General features: G+C 62.4%; 13 protein-coding genes. 4 read left to right on the top strand and 9 right to left on the bottom strand.

Annotated elements, in window-relative coordinates; genetic code table 11:
- Position 1: 1 nt before the first annotated feature.
- The 8 genes from CH289_RS26510 to CH289_RS26475 all read right to left on the bottom strand — a co-directional run bounded on the left by CH289_RS26510 (position 2) and on the right by CH289_RS26475 (position 8,283).
- On the bottom strand, positions 2–1,468 hold the full coding sequence (locus tag CH289_RS26510) for a class I adenylate-forming enzyme family protein (RefSeq protein ID WP_032365002.1): 1,467 nt from the start codon (positions 1,466–1,468) through the stop codon (positions 2–4).
- On the bottom strand, positions 1,461–2,204 hold the full coding sequence (locus tag CH289_RS26505) for a TauD/TfdA family dioxygenase (protein WP_015586125.1): 744 nt from the start codon (positions 2,202–2,204) through the stop codon (positions 1,461–1,463). The genes CH289_RS26510 and CH289_RS26505 overlap by 8 nt, the downstream gene beginning before the upstream one ends.
- The gene (locus CH289_RS26500; protein ID WP_033188359.1) at positions 2,201–3,256 is read right to left on the bottom strand and encodes an asparagine synthase C-terminal domain-containing protein; all 1,056 of its coding nucleotides are present in this window, start codon (positions 3,254–3,256) and stop codon (positions 2,201–2,203) included. Before CH289_RS26500 ends, CH289_RS26505 begins: the two co-directional genes overlap by 4 nt.
- A 101-nt stretch (positions 3,257–3,357) precedes the next feature.
- Positions 3,358–4,182 carry an enoyl-CoA hydratase/isomerase family protein gene (locus tag CH289_RS26495; protein ID WP_052047791.1) on the bottom strand — a complete coding sequence of 275 codons (825 nt, stop codon included), beginning with the start codon at positions 4,180–4,182 and terminating at the stop codon, positions 3,358–3,360.
- Positions 4,179–4,757: a formyltransferase family protein gene (locus CH289_RS26490; protein ID WP_032364999.1), complete on the bottom strand. Its 579-nt coding sequence runs from the start codon at positions 4,755–4,757 to the stop codon at positions 4,179–4,181. Before CH289_RS26490 ends, CH289_RS26495 begins: the two co-directional genes overlap by 4 nt.
- Positions 4,754–5,941 carry an argininosuccinate synthase gene (locus tag CH289_RS26485; protein ID WP_015586121.1) on the bottom strand — a complete coding sequence of 396 codons (1,188 nt, stop codon included), beginning with the start codon at positions 5,939–5,941 and terminating at the stop codon, positions 4,754–4,756. The genes CH289_RS26490 and CH289_RS26485 overlap by 4 nt, the downstream gene beginning before the upstream one ends.
- A complete protein-coding gene (gene argH / locus CH289_RS26480) occupies positions 5,938–7,455 on the bottom strand; it encodes an argininosuccinate lyase (RefSeq protein ID WP_052047792.1) in 1,518 nt (505 codons plus the stop codon). The genes CH289_RS26485 and argH overlap by 4 nt, the downstream gene beginning before the upstream one ends.
- Positions 7,456–7,659: 204 nt before the next feature.
- Complete coding sequence (locus tag CH289_RS26475) at positions 7,660–8,283, bottom strand: LysE family translocator (protein WP_032364998.1); 624 nt, start codon at positions 8,281–8,283, stop codon at positions 7,660–7,662.
- A gap of 75 nt (positions 8,284–8,358) precedes the next feature.
- Between CH289_RS26475 and CH289_RS26470 the strand changes: the two genes are divergently transcribed.
- Positions 8,359–9,321 (top strand): LysR family transcriptional regulator ArgP, encoded by a 963-nt coding sequence (locus tag CH289_RS26470; RefSeq protein WP_015586118.1) that lies wholly within the window; start codon positions 8,359–8,361, stop codon positions 9,319–9,321.
- 322 nt (positions 9,322–9,643) lie between these two features.
- Here the strand turns inward: CH289_RS26470 and CH289_RS26465 are convergent, their stop codons facing one another.
- Positions 9,644–10,282: a TetR/AcrR family transcriptional regulator gene (locus CH289_RS26465; RefSeq protein WP_015586117.1), complete on the bottom strand. Its 639-nt coding sequence runs from the start codon at positions 10,280–10,282 to the stop codon at positions 9,644–9,646.
- Positions 10,283–10,380: 98 nt separating this feature from the next.
- On the opposite strand from CH289_RS26465, the gene CH289_RS26460 reads away from it, so the two are divergent.
- The 3 genes from CH289_RS26460 (at position 10,381) to CH289_RS26450 (ending at position 14,963) form a co-directional block, all read left to right on the top strand.
- Positions 10,381–12,582, top strand: coding sequence for an MMPL family transporter (locus tag CH289_RS26460; RefSeq protein ID WP_052069823.1), 2,202 nt, complete (start codon positions 10,381–10,383; stop codon positions 12,580–12,582).
- A gap of 55 nt (positions 12,583–12,637) precedes the next feature.
- Complete coding sequence (locus tag CH289_RS26455) at positions 12,638–13,720, top strand: alpha/beta fold hydrolase (RefSeq protein ID WP_015586115.1); 1,083 nt, start codon at positions 12,638–12,640, stop codon at positions 13,718–13,720.
- Between the two features lie 271 nt (positions 13,721–13,991).
- The gene (locus CH289_RS26450) at positions 13,992–14,963 is read left to right on the top strand and encodes a ScbA/BarX family gamma-butyrolactone biosynthesis protein (protein WP_015586114.1); all 972 of its coding nucleotides are present in this window, start codon (positions 13,992–13,994) and stop codon (positions 14,961–14,963) included.
- Positions 14,964–14,965 lie beyond the last annotated feature (2 nt).

Here is a 14,965-nt window from a genome sequence, read left to right as displayed (position 1 = left end):
CTCAGGACGCTCTGCACCATGCCAGCAATGCGCGCCGGTCGGGCTTGCCGACAGACGTTTTCGGCCAGTCGGACATCAGAGTGATCTTTCCGATGAGACCGCAGCTGTTCATCACTTCGGTGACGCGAAGGTGGATTCGTCCGAGGTCTGCCCCGGTGGGTGCCAGGCGGCACAGTACTGTCGTCGGTGTGTCTGCTCCTGTGGCCGTTGGGGCGAAGACGACGACCTCGTCGACCTCGTCGAGTGCGGTGATCTCGTCGACCAGGACGCCTGCCGAACAGAGTTGACCGTGGTTGTTTGTCCATACGTCATCGATGCGGCCCAGGACGTTGATGGCACCGTTGTCGTGGACCATCACCGCGTCCCCGCTTCGATACCAGCCGTCCGTGAATGCGCTCTGTGTACGGTCCGGGTGTCCCCAGTAGCCTTCGGCTCGGTGCGCTCGGCGGAATTCGGGCTCGCCCACTCGATAGGTATCTGCGTCGATTCCGTGGATGGGGCGCACTCGCATCTCCACCCCGGGTAGGGGCCGCAGTTCGGCCGCGCTCTGCAACTGTGGCCGCAGATCTGCGCACATGATGCCGCACTCGGTGGCCCCGTAGAGCCTGCGTAGGTGGACCCCGCACCGCTGGTGGATCAGTCGCGCAGTGGTCGGCGTCAGGAGAGCCCCGCCCGTCAGTGCGGTGGTCAGGTGTTCACCCATTCGCTCCGATGCCGCCGGTGACGCTGCGATCGCGTCGTAGTGCGAGGGAAGGGCGCTCATATAGGTACCGTTCCAGTCGCAAATCGCTCTCGCGTGGGCAGAGGCCGGGAGACCGGCGTCGAGGTGCACCGTGGGTGCTCCCGAGAGCAAGCCCGCGAGAACGTGAACGTCCATCCCGTGCGCGAAATCGAGGGGGTGGATGTTGATGATCACATCGTCGGCTGTCAGACCGAGCTGCTGGCACCAGTCGGTGCGGTCGGCGAACAGCGATTCCTCGGTCCAGTACACCCATTTCGGCTCACCACTCGATCCGGATGTTTCGAGGATTCTTCCTCGCACGGTGTCGTGCTCGGTCACGTCGCATTGACGCGTTGGGTTGCAGTATCGGAGCTTTCGGGTTGCTGCATCGAACACGGAGGCCAGTTCGGGCAGGTCGGGGTCGATGTCGTGGTCGGTAATGGCGTGCCAGCGGCGGCCCAGTGCGCTCAGTCGGTCCCATGCTGGATGCCGCGTCCGGCTCGCCAGGTGCACGCCGCCGGCGGCCATCGTTCCCAGTAGTGCTGCAACGAAGTCTGCGGCCCCGGGGTGATGATCGACGACGACCACGTCGCCTTCGTCGATCACCGGTGCCAGTGCATCACGCCATGCCATCGCCGCGGCCGACAGCTCCCCGAACGTCGTATGGCGTCGTCCCTGGTGAAGTGCGTCCTGATCCTGTTGGGGCATGCTGTTCAGTGCGGCGAGGAACCCTCGCGCGTCAGACATTGATCTGTCCTCGGAACAAGTGTCTGACGCTGCCCGGTTCGATCGTTGTCCGCCCGTGCAGAACCTGTTCGTTGTCGAGGACGAGAAGATCACCCGGGGCCCAGTCGTGCGAGTAGAAGCTGGTACTGCCCCGCAGGTAGGAGTCGAGCCGTGCGAAGACGGCCCGGCTGTCTTCTTCGGTCGAGCCCGCCAGACGGACCGACCATCCTGCGGGGGTGGTCCGTTCCTCGGTGAACGGGAGTGCCACGTTCAACCGCGTTGTCCCCGTTGCTGATCGCACTGCAGGTGGAATCGACAGCCAGCGGTGCGCGACGTCGGGAAAGTGGGATTGGTCGGTGACGTAGTACTCCCAATCCACGTCGGTCACCGTGCTCAGGTCCGGTGGGAGTGTTGCATCGAGTAGATCCGATTGCAGACAGAGTTCTGTGCGTCCGGATCCTGTGGGCTGATCGACTGCATTGCAATACAGCGCAATGTATTTGGGACAGGTCCCGACAAGTGTGCCGTCGGTGTGCAGAGGCAGGGCACTGCGCCCGGTGACGACGCGGTCCGGTAGCGGGCTTGCGTCGAGATCGAGCAGACCTGCGCTTCCGGTGCCGAACCGATGTGTGGCGAGAGTCCCGAGCCCCTGCACGAAGACCTCGAAGTCGCTTCTGCCGAAGTCGACGTCGCCGACCAGAGCGAATCCATCCCGGGTGGCCACTGCCGCGAGATCTCCGGGATCGGTGGCCGTCACCGCTGCTCACCGCCGACCGCAACATCGTGGTTTCCCAGAGGGACCTCATCGAGGGTCTGTGCCCGGATTTGGGCACAGACGGCAGCCAGTTGTTCTCCGAGCGCGCCGTCCAACCCTGCTGACAAACCCGCCCCTTGGTGGATTGCGACTTTTCTCCCGAACGCAGTCTCACGGGGCAGTTGGTAGGCCGCGAGCTCGCGGAGGTAGTACTTTTCGATGCCGTCGACGGTCTTCAGCTGAGCGGGGACACTCTGTTGAAGGTGCAGTAGAGCAGGACTCCAGTACGGGTGGTACATGCGCGGCCCTGGGGTGAATTGGCCGGTCACCATCATTCCTGATGCGCTGGCGTCGTCGATACGTTCGTTCAGATCGCCGGCGACTGCGCCCATACCGAAATCGCTTCCGGCGTTGAGCAGATCGCTGCCGAGTCCGGTCACGAGGTCGGCACCACATGCTCGCGCCAACTCGAAGGCCACTGTCACCAGCAGATGCACGGTGATGACTTCTGCATCATCGGATTGAGTGTGCTGCATGCACGGGTAGATCGCCGCTGTCGATTCCTGTGCGGTGACGTCGATGACGTCGAGCGGCAGACCGACGTGGCGCGCTGTTCGAGAGGCACCGTCGATTTCGTCACCCCAGGGTGTGCGGAGGGTCAGTGCACGGACGTCGGCACCGGCCCTCCACAAGTAGGAGGCGAGGAGTCCGGAGTCGACACCACCGGAGAGCAGTAAGCGAATGGGACGACCCGACGATGCGATTTCCGTTGCTGCAGTGCGTAATCCATGGTCGAGCCACCCCATGGCCTGTTCGAGCGAACACCCTGGGACACCGCCCGACGGCGACGATCGGGGGACAGCGCGGTGCACCGACAACTCTCCGTCGGCGGAGCAGACCAGAGTCGTCCCGGGGCGAAGTGCCGTGGTGGTTCCTGCGCGGTGACCGACACTCGCGGCGGTCGCCGCGAATTGCGCTCCCACCGCCCATGTCCGTGCATCATCGGTGCGGGAGAGAAAGACTCGGCATTCGCCGTGCAGCGGCGTCGTGATCATGACTGTTCCGTCGTTGCGGTTCAGAACGGGGCCGGTATGTCCGCCAACACGGCGGATGCGGCCGCTGTGCGAAAAGACGACCCACCCATGATCGGTTGGGGTCATGGGTTGTCTCCGACAATTGTGCGCATCTTCTGTTGGGCCGCATCGCCTGCAGCGAACCCCGCTCGGTGGCCGGCTATTGCTGCAATACGGGCTCGTTCCATGTCGAGCAGCAGATCGTGGTTGACGAACGCCTTGGTGCGGGCAAACGGCACCGATTGGTACTCGGCCAGTGCCTGTGCTCGGGTGCATCCTGCAGCGAGCGGGTCACTATGGGCTGCAACGAGTTCATCGAGGAGGCCGTCGGAGAGTGCGGTGGTACCGAGCCATCGATCGCACCCGATGATCATTCGATTCGCCACGGCAGGCCCTACTCGGCGTTGCAGGAGCGGAGCTCCGAGTATGCAGGAGATACCCAACTTGAGCTCGGGCATACGGAGGTCCGACGTCGACGTTCCGATGCGCCAGTCGGCGCACAGTGCCAACTGAAGACCGATGCCGATGCAGTATTTGTCGATGACTGCCACGGTCGGTTTCGAGATCGACAGAACTGCTCGATACATGTCCACGCAGGCGTCGATCCATCGGTTGACCTCGGAGCCTCCCGTGAAGTCCTTGACTTCGTTGAAGTCACCGCCGACACCGAAGGATCGACCGTCTCCCCCGTACAGAACCAGCCCCTCGACATCCGGGGTGTCCCCTAGCTGCCAGACCAACTCGGTGATGCCGCGCATCTTGTCTGTGGAGAACGTGTTGTGTCCTTCACCGTCGAATTCGATGATCGCCAAGGGGCCGTTGCGAACTGCAGTACCGCCATGGGCTTCGGGCGACCTGGGCCGATCGTGGGGCTCGTGGGTGGCGGAGGGTGAGTGCAGTGTTCTCACGCTTCGACCAGCTCCCCACGCTTTCGGCGGTCTGCGTCGAGGGCGCGGCGTGTGTAGAGACGTTGTCCCCATTGTTCGCTGTGATCGGCGCTGATAGCGGTGCCGTTGCATATTGTGGTGACGATTCGATGGAATTGAGCCAGTGCGGCGGCGGCGGTGCGTTCGCTCAAGCTCGTCTCGGATTCGCCTGGGACGATGTCGAATCGGTCGACTGCGATGATCGGACCGCCATCTACCTTCGGGGTGATGATGTGGCAGGTGGCCCCGAATTGCGTCTGGTTGTCGTCGATCGCGTAGCGATATCCGCCGATCCCTCGGTAGTTCGGGGTCGCCGGGTGGAAGTTCACGGCCAGTTCCCGCACTCGATCGAGTGTGGCCTCGGACAGGATGAAGTCCGATTTGAAGGACAGAAGCAGGTCGCACCCGTGCCACTGATCGAACGATCGAGTTACTGGATCGCCGTAGTCCCAGGCAAACCAGTCGACGTCGGCGAATCTGCGGCGGAGAAAGTCGTGGGCGAGTTCGCCCCACCGTGATCCGTCGGAGATGAGCAGAACAGAGCGGGTGTCTTTCATCGAGTGACAACTCCTTCGGTGAGTGGGAGAGCCCAGCAGTACGCGAATCCGGCACCTGCTTCGTGTAGAAAGGTGTCTGCCTCTTCGTAATCGGCCAGAGCCGAGCTGTATCGGCCGTATTTCGGGGACGTCCGGCCGATGCATCGAGCGGAGCCCTTGTACAGCTCGACGGTCACTGTGCCCGTCACGCGGTGAGCCAGACGGGCGCAGTAAGCATCGAGTGCTGCACGCAGATCGGTGAACCAGTAGCCGTAGTAGACCAACTCTGCGTACTGGTCGGCGATGGACCGCTTGTGGTGGAGCGTCTCTCGGTCCAGTACGAGTGCTTCGAGATCGGTTCGTGCAGCGAGAAGAACTGTTGCAGCGGGTGCTTCGTAGATTCCGCGGCTCTTGAATCCGACGATGCGGCTCTCGAGAATTTCGGTACGCCCGATACCGTTCGCGGCCGCTGTGTCCCCGAGTTCGCTGACCAGGTCGATCAGGTCGAGCTTGCGGCCGTCGAGAGCGACGGGGATGCCTGCTTCGAACTCGATCGTGATCGTTGTTGGACGATCCGGTGCCTGCACCGGCGCGGTCGTGATCTGCCATGCATCGGGCGGTGGAGCGTGGTCGATGAGGTCGAGATCCCCGCACTCGATGCTGGTGCCCCAGATATTGGTGTCGATGCTGTACGGCGTCGTCTTGCTGACACCCACATCGATACCGTGACGATCGGCGTAGGCAATTTCGCTACCGCGGGAGGTCATTTCCCAATCGATGACAGGTGCGAGGATGTCGAGCTCGGGAGCCAACGCCCGCACGGAGGTGTAGAACCGGACCTGATCGTTTCCCTTGCCCGTGGCACCGTGAGCGACTGCGGATGCACCGCGTTCGCGAGCGATGCTGACCAGCCGCTCGGCGATCAACGGTCGAGACAACGGTGCAGCCAGAAGATATTTTCCCTCGTATGCAGCGCCGGCGGCGAGAGCCGGGATTGCATAGTCGTGGAGGAACAGGTCTCGGACGTCTTCGACGATAACTTCCGACGCGCCGGCCGCGGTTGCGCGCTTCGAGACGGCCTCGAGGTCCTCGATTTGGCCGAGGTTCGCGCAGTACGCGATGACCTCGGTCTGATAGCGCTCTTTGAGCCAGTGCACGGCAACGGATGTGTCCAATCCGCCGGAATATGCCAGGACGATGCTCATACCCCGACCTCCATCGCGAGTTCGGGCACGCTCACGCCGCCGACGACGGATCGCGCTGCTCGTAGGCATTCCGCCTTCGCCTCCCAGAGGCGGGTTCTGGCTTGCCGGATTTCGGCGAGTCTGTCGGTCACGTCGGCCAGGCCTTGCTCCTGCTGTTCGGAGACCCGCGTCGGTCCGGTGGATCCGGCAGAGATGTAGCTGCGCAGTGTGTGGAGCGGATCGCATATCTGCTTCATGTCGACCTCACTGATGTCGATGTCGTGTTCCTCGCGGAGGAAAGTGGTGGTGAACGCGACGTTGCGCAGGGTGTGACCGGCTGCGAGGGCGGCGTTGACGAGGTCACCGGTGATGCGGTGGGCTGTGCGGAAAGGAACGTCGAACCGAGAGACCAAGATGTTGGCGATCTCTGTCGCGGTCGAGAAGTTGTCCCAGCACAGGGCTCTGCCGCGAGCACCGTCGAACGCGGTGTGCAGGTTCTGGCGTCGGCACAGGCGAATGGTGTCGAGGTACGTATCGAGGGCGCCCCAGTAAACCGGTTTGTCCTCCTGCAGGTCGCAGCTGTACCCGAGACCGACCGACTTCTCCATCACCAGCAGTTGCACCAGCGCACCCACCGCGCGACCGGACTTCCCTCGCGCCAGTTCTGCAACCACCGGATTCTTCTTCTGCGGCATGATCGAGCTACCGGTCGCGAACGAATCGTGCACTTCGGCGAGAGCGTATTCGTTCGAGCTCCAGGTGACGATCTCTTCCTGCATGCGAGATAGATTCACAGCACCGCTGGCAGCTGCGCCCGCTACTTCGACTGTCCAGTCCCTCGTCGACGTCGCATCGAGCGCATTGACCATCGGTGCATCGAACCCGAGAAGCCGGGAGGTGTAATCGCGGTCCAGGGCGAATGTAGTTCCGGCGAGCGCACACGCGCCGAGCGGATTGATGTTGATGCGCTTCCAGGCATCCATCAGTCGGGAGGCATCACGCAGCAAGGCCTGTGCGTGCGCAGCCTTCCAAAATGCTACCGAAATCGGTTGCGCTGCCTGCGAATGCGTGTAGCCGGGTAGAACTGCTTCTCGTTCCGACTCGGGGCACCCGAGCAGATCCTGCACGAACATGAGCAGTTCTTCGCTGGCATCGAGCAGCCACTCGCGGGTGACCATGCGTGCGTCGGTCTGCACCTGATCGTTTCGGGACCGTGCGGTGTGCATGCGGCCGCCGACGGGTCCGATCCGTTCGATGAGCATGAATTCGGTGTTGAGGTGCACATCTTCTTGTCGGACGTCGAGCTGCAATCCACCGTCGGCTCGGCTGCTCTCCATGTCGAGCAGCCCAGCGAGAAGCGCTTTGGTGTCGGGTTCGGTGTTGATTCCCGCGCGACCGAGCATCAGAACATGAGCGATGTTCTGCCACAGGTCGTGTTCGAGCATTCTGCTGTCTACCGATGCTGTCTCTGTGTAGCGAAGTACATCGTCGGTGATATCGGTGGAGAATCTTCCACCCCAGAGCTTTTCGCTCATTGATCGGTACCCCTCTGTGTGCGTGATGGTTCGGTTTCGGTACAGGAAAGTTCGGGTTAGGGCACGGCAAAGCCAAGACCTGGCGGGATTGGACGGCCCGGGGCGCGGACCCGGGCCAAGGCGTCGTTACACAATCAAGTCAGGTCGGGCTCGGGTCGAGTAGTTGAAAGAGCGAAGGGAGAAGGGCTCGGACGGCGGGGGTGTTTACTCGAAGGCCAGCCGGACGCCGAATCCCACCAGAACAACACCCAGTCCACGCTCGAGCCACGCCCCCAAGCGGCCCTTCTCCAAGAACCGGCGAGCGGACGAGGCAAGAAGTGCGTACGAGGACAGACATATCAGCGCCACCACGAACTCGATCGACATGAGCAGCATGGACCAAACGAAAACGTTCCCGTCGCGCGGAATGAACTGCGGCAGCACCGCCAGGTAGAACGCACCCATTTTCGGATTCAACAGGTCCGCGACGAAACCGGTCATGAACGCTCGCGACCACTTCGGCTGGTGCGCGTTGTAAGTCGCGGCATCGACGTCGGTGAAGCTGCCCTTGCGCTGCCAGATACTCTGAATTCCTAGAAACACCAGGTAGGCGGCACCTGCGATACGTACCGCGTCGAATGCCCCGGGGACGCTGGTGAGCAAGGACGCCAACCCCACGGCCGCAGCGATGCCCCAGGCCATCGACCCCGTCGCCGCACCCAAAGCTACGGCGATGCCGTGACGCACACCGCCGGTAAGCGAGTGCTTGACCGCCAACATGACGTCAGGACCTGGGATTATTCCGAAGACGATAGCGACGGGGAGATAGGCCAGAACGGGGTTGTTCACGGCAAGAACGGTACGACCGCTCCAGCATCGATGCACGTTTCCTAAGTATCGCTGATCTAGGTTTAGTATTTGTGGATGTACAACCACGATCAGCTCGCCACACTTGCCGCGATCTGCGATTCAGGGTCGTTCGAGGGAGCTGCAACGGCGTTGCACATCTCGTCTTCTGCAGTCAGCCAACGCATTACCGCGCTCGAACGAGCGTCGGGGGCCGCGCTGCTACAGCGAACCAGGCCGGTACTACCCACCAGAAACGGGCAAGCCCTGCTCCGACTCGCGCGGCAGATCGAAGTCCTCACCGTCGACGCCGACGCTGAGCTACGCGGCGGCTCAACGACAACGAATACTGCTGCACCGCTGCGCTTTTCACTTGCTATCAATGCCGATTCGGTCTCGACGTGGTTCCAACCGGTGATGAAAGCGATAGCCGTCGACCGACGGATACTGCTGGACCTCCACATCGAAGATCAGGACCATACAGACGCTCTACTGCGTCAAGGCGCGGTCATGGCCGCCGTGACGACCTCACGCACCGCAGCACCTGGCTGTACGGTCGAACCGCTCGGAGCCATGGTCTATTGGCCCGCGTGCGCACCCTCACTCATTCGCGACGCCGACTCCGACGGTTGCGATCCCAGCCGCCTCCCGATGCTGCGATTCGACAAAAAGGACGACCTGCAACACGCCTATCTACGCAAGATCAAGGCGCACCGTGAGCCCCCGATCCACTACCTCCCATCGAACCGCGAATTCCTGACTGCAGCTCGACTCGGACTCGGGTGGGGCGTGCTACCGGAAGGACAAATCGCACGCGACCTCGCCGACGGGACACTCGTTCACCTCGACCCCGACCACAACGTCACCATTCCCCTGTATTGGCAACGATGGCACCTGCCATCCGAAACCCTCGACAGAATCACAGGCTGGGTACGCGATGCTGCACATAACGCATTGATCGACACACCCAAAGAACGAAAAACAGCGAACCGTCCCCCAGGTCATGCGGTGACCGGCGCGGCAACACCGGAACCTGCGTGAGTCCGGCGGTCATCGGTCCAGCTGTGACGGCTAATTGCACACCCTGATTGGACCAAAGTTGCGGCGATGCACGCCGGTCGCATGGTCCGCCGCCGGGTGCGCGCCTAAGGTCGCCGATCGCTGACCGAGCATACGACGCGGGGCGTTGAGCCTCGACCGAATGCTCCACCACGCATCGAAGTATCGATCGGCGCGGATCCCATAGTGTACGAAAAGCAGTGATTGCTGGCAGCACAACTGAAAAACGTCAAAACAGCTACTGCTGCAGCTTTTTTCAGACTGGGAGTACGCACGGCCTGCGGCGGCGCGGGTCTCTGTTCCGTCAGGGTGAGGCGAGTGCCTCGGACAGGTAACGAATCAGTGCCGCCTTGAGCTCGGTCACGAGCTGGTCCTTCTTGTTAGTTTTTTCTGCGGCGATGACGGGCATCATTCCGCGGGTGATCTGCAAGGCCACCAGCGCGTGGAGGTCGATGCGTTCGCTGGACAGGGTCGGTGCGAGTGCGGCCAAGGTCTGGGCGACCCTCTGGGAGAGTTCGCTCTGCAATGGTACGACTGCGGTATACAGGGCAGGCTGGGTATCTGCTCGCGAGAACAGTTGCAGGAAAGCCGGATTGGCCGCATTGAAGGCGACCATATTGTCGACGGCCCGGTCGATGAACTGCGGTAGAGATTCCACGAAGCCGTCCGGTCGCGGATCGACCGCGGCCGATTGGGCGTCGGTCAACTCCACGACGTAGCGTTCCGCCAATGCTGCGGCGATGTCTTCCTTGTTTCTGAAGAACTGGTACAGCGAACCCGGTGACATGCCCGATTTGCTGGCGATAGCGTTCGTGGTCGCTGCGTCGAACCCGACTTCTCCGAACAACTCCTCCGCACCGTCGAGGATCGCAGCGATGCGCTTGAGTCCGCGATCCTGACGCTTGGGTGCAGGAGAGGTAGTTGGCGTCGAGGTATTCGGCATGTGAACTCCAGGCTTTCCGGTAGACAAGACGAGCTTTCGCTCGTATTCTCGCAAATCACGAGCAATCGCTCGTATCCACGGTAGCAGGGGGACCCGCGATGCCCACCCGATTCGCCACAACTCGACCCGGCCTCACCCTCGTAGTGGCCGGCGTCCTCTTCCTCGTGCTCGCAGCAGTCGCTGCCGGTGCGATGAATGCACTGTCCCTGAACAGGTTCGAGGCGACCAACGCCCCGTCTGCGGCAGCCGAGGCGCTGCTCAACGACACCTTTCAGACCGGCACACCCAACATCACCATCCTCGTCACCGCGAAGACCGGCGACGTCGACAGCTCGGCCGTCGCCGCGGACGGGTTACGTCTGACCGAGTTCGTCGACACCTTCCCCGGCATCGACGACACATGGTCCTACTGGACCGAAGAGGTTCCGACCCTCGCCGCCGGGGACGGCAGCTCGGCGCTGATCCAGGCGTGGGCACCGGGCGACGCCACCGAAATCCGGCAACAGGTCCTTCCCGCTCTCGACGAGGCACTCAGCCGGTCGGCTACCTCGAACATCGACATCGCTCTCGGCGGCAGCGACGAGGTGTTCCGCTCCGTCGCAGAACAATCCAGGACCGACTTTCTCCGAGCAGAGCTGATCATCGCCCCGCTGGTGATCGCACTGTTGTGGGCCGTCCTACGGCGGCTCCGTCTCGCCGCAGTGGTCTTCGCAACCGGACTGTTCTCCGTCGTCGGCACCCTGGCCATCATGCGCGTGGTGGCAGCCTTCACCGAAGTATCGACCTTCGCGGCGAACATCGCGCTGGTGATGGGCATTGCACTCGGCGTCGATTACGGACTGTTCCTGATCTACCGCTTCCGAGAGGAAGCCCGCCGCACCGCTGACCTGACGTTGGCCGTGCAGCGAGCAGCGCAGGCAGCCGGACGCACCATCATGTTCTCCGGCGCCACCGTCGCCGCGTCACTGGCCGTTCTGCTGGTCTTCCCGTTCCCGTTCCTGGCCTCGTTCGCCTACGCCGGGATAGCCGTCGTCGCCACCGCCGTGCTCGCCGCTACGGTCGTACTCCCGGCCGCATTGGTGCTGCTCGGGCACCGCGCCTTACGGCGCAAGGAACCGGACACCGACGGAAGTACCGTGTGGCGGCGGATCACCGTGGCCACGACCGGCCGACCTGCAGTGTTCGCGATCGCCGGTGTGGTGATCTTGATACTGCTCGGAGCGCCGGTACTAGGCGTTCGGTTCGGCGCACCGGACGATCGCATCCTGCCGCAGTCGGTTCCGGTCCGCGCCCTGTACGACACCATCCGCGACGACTACGCCAGCGAGGATGCAGACGCAATTCTGCTCGTCGCACCGACCATCGCACCGGACGGCCTCGCTCGGTACGCCTCCGATCTCGCAGCACTGCCCCAGGTGCTACGAGTGGACAGCGCACTGGGCACCGTCGAACCCGACAGGGCGCTCACTGCTCCACCGAACGGCGCCGTCCGTTTCACTCCCGACACCGCAGGCAGCTACCTCTCGGTGGTACCGACTCGCGAATCACTGGACGACAGAGCCGGATTCGTCTCCGCGGTACGGTCGGTGGAGCCTCCCGGCCAGGTACTCGTCGGCGGCTCACCCGCGATGCTCGACGACTACACCGACGGCGTCACCGCCCGGCTCCCGCTCGTGGCCGTGCTCATTGCACTGATCACCTTCGCCATTCTGTTCGTGATGACCGGATCGATCATCGCCCCCATCAAAGCCACCATTCTGAATCTGCTGTCACTGACGGTCATGTTCGGTGTCCTGGTGTGGGGTTTTCAGAACGGCAATCTTGCTGGGCTGCTGGGTTTCACCCCTACCGGTGCCATCGAGCCGAGCATCCCCATCCTGATGTTCTGCATCGCCTACGGCCTGTCGATGGACTACGAAGTCTTCCTGCTCTCGCGCATCAAAGAAGAATTCGACCGTACCGGAGACAATCGCCAATCCATCATCGATGGCATCTCACGCTCCGCACCCGTCGTCACCGCAGCAGCTCTCATCCTGGCCGCATCCTTCGCCACCTACGCCACTTCCGGGGTGACCTTCCTTCAGCAACTCGGAATCGGCATGGCACTGGCGGTCCTGATCGACGCCACCGTCATCCGAGCGATCCTCGTCCCCTCCATCATGGCCCTGACCGGCCGCTGGAACTGGTGGGCACCGCGCCCACTGGCACGCCTGCACCAGCTCATCGGCATCACCGATGCTCCACGCGTCGATACACCTGGTACCGAAGTCGACCCTGGAAGACCCAAAACCCCTGTATGAGCACTGCACTCGCACGCTCCCAGCCACCACATCCCCGCCCCGATCGGAGTACCCCATGCTCGACAGCCGCCATCACCCCCTCTCACGGCTCCTCGCCGCGATTGCGATAACCGTCGCGTCGACCGCCATCTTTCTCGGTGGAACGGCCATCGCCTCCGCGCAGCCGACCCGATCGGACGTGATCGACGTACCGGTGTCCTTCACAGTCCGCAACACCAACGACACAGCCGTCCCGTGCACCGCCGACGGCGGAACCTACACCATCCGTGGCCATCTCACCGCTCCCGCAGAGGGTTTCGGCAACGCCATCACCCTCTACGAACACGGCATCGCAGCCGGCGAATGGTACTGGCGTCTTCCAGTCGAGGGATACCACCACACCTACGAAATGGCCGCTCGCGGACAGACCTCACTGACGATCGACAGACTCGGATACGACACGAGCGACGCTCCGGCAGGCGGGGCCATGTGCGTGGGGTCCCAAGCAACGATGGCCCATCAGATCGTCCAAGCGCTGCGTACCGGCACCTATCAATGGGATGCATCCGGAACGGCCCCCACCTTCGGGCACATCACCCTCGCCGGCCAGTCGAACGGCGGGCAGATCGTCCAGATCGAGGCCTACACCTTCGACGACGTCGACGCTCTCGTCGTCATGGACTGGGCCGATCGCGGACTGACACCCGAGGCCTACGTCAGATTCTTCGCCGCCACACCACGCTGCCTCACCGGAGGCTCGGCATCGGAAAACAATCCCGCCGCCAAGGGCTACACCTTTTACGACCAAGGAACCACTGAATTCGTGACAGGAAACTATGCCGATACCGAACAACAAGTAATCGATACAGCAGCGCCCTATCAGAACCAACACCCGTGCGGCGACATGCTTTCACAAGGCCCCGGAATTCTTCTCGACCTGGCCAAAATGTCGAGCATAGACATTCCAGTTCTCGGCCTCTACGGACAGGACGACGCACGCGTGCAATTCGGTGACGAACATATTGCATCGTTCACCGGAACATCGGACAGAAAGGCGATCACGATTCCTCACGCAGGCCATTACATGGGCCACGCACGGAACGCCGCCATCGTCTTCGACTCGCTCGACCAGTGGCTCGACGCCCGACAACCCCACTGACCGCATCAGATCGGCATCAAATAGCTGAACGCACTATTGCGAGCCTGTGCACTTAACCGTGTGCACAGGCTCACAATAGTGCTCGAATTACTGGCGGTATATCTGCGCTCGAACTGAAATTATATTGTTACGGGAATCACTTTCCGAACATTTGGAATTAACGTGAAAAGAATTGACTTATCGAAAACGTGGCGCTGTACTTGAAACCACGTACCGATCGGTGCGTTTCGCACAAAGCAGAAAATCTGCGACCACCTTCCTGGGGGAAGAAATGACTGTCACCACACCACCGTTCGATATCGCCAGTGAACTGACATTCGATCGCACTGTGCCGCGAAGCCTCGTCCACCGCGCAGCTGTCAGCGAGGTCTTCCTCACCGACGCTGCTGCGACGGGCGAGAACCGATTCGTCGTCGCCGCGCAGCTACCGCGAGGGCATGCCCTCTACAGCGACCGACTCGACGACCGGTACGACCCCATGATCCTCGTGGAGGCATGCAGGCAGGCCTCGATCCTGATCAGTCACCAGTTCTACGGAGTACCCAAGGACTGGGCGTTCGTCTTCCGCAAGGCCTCGGTGTCGGTGACCGACCTCGCTGCCCTCCAGGTCGGGGAAACACCGGGCCGGTTGGTCATCCGAGTCGAATTCGAGAAGCGGTTCCACGTCGAGGGGTACCTGACCGGGGCAGTCGGTAGGTACCAGACCGTTCTCGACGGCGTGCCTGTCGGCGAATTCGTCGGATCCCTGAGCTTCATGCCCAAGCAGATGTTCGCCGAGATGCGCGCGGCCGGGCGGGCAGCGAAGAACACCCCCGATCAGCCGTATACCTCTGCCGCCGTTCCGCTTCCGCCTGCACGCGTTGCCCGGCGGGACTCGAAGAACGTCGTCATCGCCTCCACCGGCACCGAACACCCCGACACGACGTACGAGGTCGTCGTCGACAACAACCACCCGTCGCTCTCCGATCACAAGGTCGACCACGTCTCGGGGATGCTCTTGACCGAAGCGTGCAGGCAGGCATCGGTGTGCGCCGTCCTCGACACCCACTCACTGCCGGAATCGTCGGTCGGTTCCCCGGTGCGCTACGACATCCAGTTCCTCGACTTCGCCGAACACGAGCTTCCTGTCTACTGCCGCTTGATCGACACCGCACCCACCGAGTCCGGGACTGGGATCGTCGCATCTTTCGAACTCGTCCAGGGTGACGTCGTCATCGTCCGCTCGCAGGTCGAGGTGGGATGACG

The organism is Rhodococcus sp. RS1C4 (genome assembly GCF_002258225.1).
In the GTDB taxonomy this organism is placed as follows: Bacteria; Actinomycetota; Actinomycetes; order Mycobacteriales; family Mycobacteriaceae; genus Rhodococcoides; species Rhodococcoides fascians_E.
The sequence above is the reverse complement of the archived record's forward strand: the minus strand, read 5'-3'. Positions and strand labels throughout refer to the sequence as shown.

What these genes read in the sequence shown, in the direction of transcription:
- CH289_RS26500 (WP_033188359.1), bottom strand. Translation starts at nt 3,256, where the DNA reads ATGATCACGACGCCGCTGCACGGCGAATGCCGAGTCTTTCTCTCCCGC.
- CH289_RS26510 (WP_032365002.1), bottom strand. Translation starts at nt 1,468, where the DNA reads ATGTCTGACGCGCGAGGGTTCCTCGCCGCACTGAACAGCATGCCCCAA.
- CH289_RS26460 (WP_052069823.1), top strand. Translation starts at nt 10,381, where the DNA reads ATGCCCACCCGATTCGCCACAACTCGACCCGGCCTCACCCTCGTAGTG.
- argH (WP_052047792.1), bottom strand. Translation starts at nt 7,455, where the DNA reads ATGAGCGAAAAGCTCTGGGGTGGAAGATTCTCCACCGATATCACCGAC.
- CH289_RS26485 (WP_015586121.1), bottom strand. Translation starts at nt 5,941, where the DNA reads ATGAGCATCGTCCTGGCATATTCCGGCGGATTGGACACATCCGTTGCC.
- CH289_RS26450 (WP_015586114.1), top strand. Translation starts at nt 13,992, where the DNA reads ATGACTGTCACCACACCACCGTTCGATATCGCCAGTGAACTGACATTC.
- CH289_RS26470 (WP_015586118.1), top strand. Translation starts at nt 8,359, where the DNA reads ATGTACAACCACGATCAGCTCGCCACACTTGCCGCGATCTGCGATTCA.
- CH289_RS26490 (WP_032364999.1), bottom strand. Translation starts at nt 4,757, where the DNA reads ATGAAAGACACCCGCTCTGTTCTGCTCATCTCCGACGGATCACGGTGG.
- CH289_RS26455 (WP_015586115.1), top strand. Translation starts at nt 12,638, where the DNA reads ATGCTCGACAGCCGCCATCACCCCCTCTCACGGCTCCTCGCCGCGATT.
- CH289_RS26465 (WP_015586117.1), bottom strand. Translation starts at nt 10,282, where the DNA reads ATGCCGAATACCTCGACGCCAACTACCTCTCCTGCACCCAAGCGTCAG.